The sequence below is a fragment of the Winogradskyella poriferorum genome (assembly GCF_036553625.1).
GTDB classification, from domain to species: Bacteria; Bacteroidota; Bacteroidia; order Flavobacteriales; family Flavobacteriaceae; genus Winogradskyella; species Winogradskyella poriferorum.
This window is the reverse complement of sequence record NZ_JAZHOU010000011.1, coordinates 1-4,439: the sequence shown is the minus strand read 5'-3', so window position 1 is coordinate 4,439 and position 4,439 is coordinate 1. Positions and strand designations below refer to the sequence as shown.

The following is a 4,439-nucleotide window of genomic DNA, read 5'->3' as shown; positions in this document are numbered from 1 at the left end:
GGGTTCTTCGTATTCTACTGTAAACCAGTAGTCGCTCGATGGCATATTGTTACCGTTGAACGTTCCGTCCCATCCCTGACCTGTCGGGCTGATCTGCTTGAGCAGTTTCCCGTAGCGGTCAAATATATAAATTTTGGCATTACTTCCAATACCTTCTATGTTCCATGTTTCATGGATACCATCTCCATTTGGTGTAAAATACTTCGGATAATCTATTACAAATACCTCTATACTTGTTATTCCACAACCGTTCTTGTCTCTAGCCGTTACCGTATGTAACCCTTGGGATACTCCTGTAAATTGTATAGATCCATCTTCTAATGGCTCTTCCCATGGACCTCCGTCCAGACTGTACTCATACTCACTGATTCCTGTGGCTAGTGCTTCTATAACGTTACTATTTCCAAAAACTTGTGTTACTACGTCTGCTATTAACGTTGGTGGTGCACTTTCGATTACGATAGTTTCATCATAGGTCTCACAATAGGTCTCTGTTGATGTGGTCATATCTGTTACCAATACTCCATAGGTTCCTCCTTGGGTCGGCATCATACTTGAACCCGTCTCTGTTGCGATAACCTCTCCATTGAAGGTCCACTCAAAACTGTAATCTGCCTCTGATAATCCTGTGTCTAGCACTAATGGATCTAAAATTTCCGTGCCATTGGTATCGATACATAAAATGTAACTTTCTGCTAAATCAAAGTTTGGCTTTGGATTAACCTGAAGCGTTAGTGGTGCTACCTCATAACAGATAGAGCCGTCTTGCTGGTTATCAAATACTCCATCGTTGTTGAGATCTACTGGGTCTCCGTTTCCGTCTCCATCTATATCTACAAACTCATACAGTCCATCGGCATTGGCATCGATACCGTCTGATAGACCATCTCCATCAACGTCTATTAAATCAAATACTCCGTCTGCATCGGTGTCATAGGTGTCTACTGTACCGTCTGCATCTAAATCTAATCCTGCGGTCAATGCAGTTAAATCTAATGCGATTGGTATAACTGCTAAAGTATTGTTGTCTACTCTTGCGTAAATCACTTGTGGGTTGACCACGTTTTCATAAAGGTCTGGTAATGGGTTTACGTTTAAGTTGGCATCGGCTTCTGTTGCATAGTAAGTCACTATATAGTTTGCCGGATCTTGTCCATCTAATACAAACTCATCTCGTGTTGATAATGTAAACTGCGTACTGTCATCACTTGGATCTCCATTATTCTCTATATCATCATCACAGGCTTCATAAGTTATATCCAACATATCTGGATTGGCCTGTGCGGCTTCATCTACCTGAAGGTTAAATCTCTGTGTACTGATAGAACAACCTGTTTCGTTATCTGTAATTGTTACATAGATCTCTTGTGGATTGCTGATGTTAGTGTACGGACTTACCAGTGCGTTCATCTCTGACTCTGCATCTGCTAGTGTCTCATGATAGCTTACGATATAACGGGTTGGGTCTTGTCCGTTTAAAACTTCGTCGTCCTTTATTGTTAAATCAAAACTATCAAATCCGTCTGTATTTAACTCACATTGTATAAAATCGGTTACTGCCACTACTTCTGGTAATGGATGTACAAATATTGTAAAGTTAACTACAGCATAACAGCCTGTTGCATCATTGGTCACTCTTACATAGATTTCTTGTTCTGGTGTGTCTATATTGGTATACTGCGTTGGGTCTGCTATGGCATTCTCTCCTGCATAGGCATCTTCTGAGCTCTCATGATAGGTTGGCGTTACTCCGTTTTCACCATTTAAAATCAATATTTCGTTCTCCGTTAAATCAAATACTTCTACTCCATCTCCTGTATTGATATCATCACACAGTTCTAAATCTGGTAATTGATCGCTTGGTGTTGGTGTTGGGTTTGGCAACACTCTTATGGTCATCGTTGTTGTGGCTGTACAACCTGTGTCTGTATCGGTGACCACTACATATAGGGTTTGTGGGTTTGCCGCAAGTCCATTTACCGATGTATTGGTATACGCTGTTGGGTCTGGTATTGCATTTGTCTGAGATTGCGCATCTGCACTGGTCTCATAGTATGCTACAGACCAACTGGCATTACCTCCTGTGATTTCTGAGTCTTTTACCGTTAGATCAAATTCTGTGATCTCATCGCCTGGTACTTCATCTAAATCATCACACACTTCTAATGGCGTTGGCTGTACTGGCTCTGGTGGTAATTGTACTATAATTTCAAACGCGCCTGTATCCTGACATCCTGTGGTTGGATTGTACAACCTCACATAAATTGTCTGTGGATTCATCGTGTTGGTATAGTTTCCTACGTTTACTATTGGGTTATCTCCTGTTTCTGCATCATCGTCTGTAACATGATAGGTTAACACCACTTCCGATGGGTCTTGATCTCCTAAGATGTCGTCATTGCGCTCTGTTAGATCAAACGGTGCAAAGCCATCGTTATCGGTATCACAAACCTCTAGTGCTTCTAGATTGGTTGGAACTTCTGGTGCTGACACCACGATTAATTCCAAAGTGTTTTGTGTTAAACTGTAACAGCCTGTGATGGTATTCTCTGATCTTACATAGATCATTTGGCTGCCTGCCACAATATTGGTATACAAACCTGTGATAGCATTGGTCCCTTGCTCTGCTTCTTCTTCGGTCTCATGATAGGTAATAACCACATCTGTCTCACCATTGATGATCTCTACCGTACGGATCTCTAAATCGAACTCTGCAAAACCATCATTGTCATCATCACAAACTTCGATTGGATCTGGATCTTCTTCTGGTGATGGTATTGGGTTTACACGTAAGGTTAACGTTATGGTACTGTAACAACCTGTCACATCATTCTCTGCTCTTACATAGATTGTCTGAGCATTCATCGTATTGACATATGGACTTGATATTGGGTTTTCTGCGTTATTTGCATCGTCCTCTGTCTCGTAATAGGTTAGGCTAATTCCGTTCTGACCGTTCAGGATCTCTTCATTAGCGTCTTCTAACATGAAGGCTTCTTGCTCATCTCCTGGGTTGTTGACATCACACTCCTCTAATGGCATTGGCTGTACCAATACTGGTAATGGGTTTACGATTAACTCTAAACGTACTACTTTATAACAACCTTCTGCCGTATTTGGGTCTTCTACACGTACCCACACCTCATGCTCATTGGCTACCGTATTTATATAGGCCATTGGATTGGCTATTGGATTGTTTGCATCATTGGCATTTTCTTCCGTTTCATAGTAGCTGATATTGTAAAGCGTCGGATCTGCACCATTTAATAGTTCTTCTTCCTTGCTCGTTAAATCGAACTGTGCAAAACCGTCTGCCGATGCATCGTCACACGCTTCTAATGGTGTTGGCTCTATAAGCTGTGGTGTGTCTTGTACTACAAGTTCTAGATTTACAAAACTTGCGCATTCTGTTGCGATGGTAGCACTTTCTACTCTTACATATATCGTCTGGACATCCTCAGAAATATTAGTATAGGCTACCGTTGTGTCTATTGCATCTACATTATTCCATGCATTGATCGGTGTTTCATGGTACGTTACCGTTAATCCTGCTGCTCCTCCTGTAATCTCATTATCTGCTTCGGTCAGGTCGAATATCCCAAAGCCATCGTTGTCTGGATCACAGTAATACAACGGTGTCGGTGTGTTGGCCGCTGGTGCCTGCTGTACATCTAATACCAGTGTCGTGGTATCATAACAGCCGGTTTCGATATCTTCAACACGAACATATATTGTTTGTGGATCACTGATGTTGGTGTATGGTATCGCTAATGGATTTTCTTCTGCTTCTGCATCATCCAAATCAAAGTAATAACTCACTGAATAATTTGGGTTACCTCCACTGATCTCTCCATTCTTCGCATTAAGATCTATCTCTGTTAAGCCATCTGGTGTACCATCGTCACAAACCTCTAATGGTGTTGGTGCTACCAAGGCTGGTAACGGGTTTACGATCAGCTCAAACTCGACTTGTGTGCTACAGCCTGTGTTGTCATTGGTAAGTACTGCATAAATCGTTTCTGGATTACTGACATTTGTATACAATCCTGTAATCTCATTGGTATTGGCCGCGTCGGTATAATAGGTTACTGTTACATTACCTTGTCCGTTGAGTATCTCTGCTTCCTTGTCCGTAAGATCAAATTGCTCTTGCTCGTCTCCTGGTGCGTTGTCGTCACATAGTTCGTATGGACTTACTTCTACAGTGCTTGGCAATGGATTGACGATTAATTGTAACGTCGTGGTGTCATAACAACCGGCTCCGTTCTCGATACGTACATATACTTCTTCAGTATTTGCCGTTGTATTGACATATGCGTTTGGTAATACTCCTGTGCCATCTATAGCTCCTTCTGGTGTGGAATGATACGTCACAACTACTCCCGTCTGTGCTCCTATCACCTCGGCATCGCGATCACTCAACGTAAACTCTACAAAAC

General features: G+C 41.9%; 1 protein-coding gene. It reads right to left on the bottom strand.

What is annotated here, in order from left to right:
* The coding region (locus V1468_RS16390) for a T9SS type B sorting domain-containing protein (RefSeq protein WP_331811282.1) at positions 1-4,439 on the bottom strand (4,439 nt) is incomplete at both ends.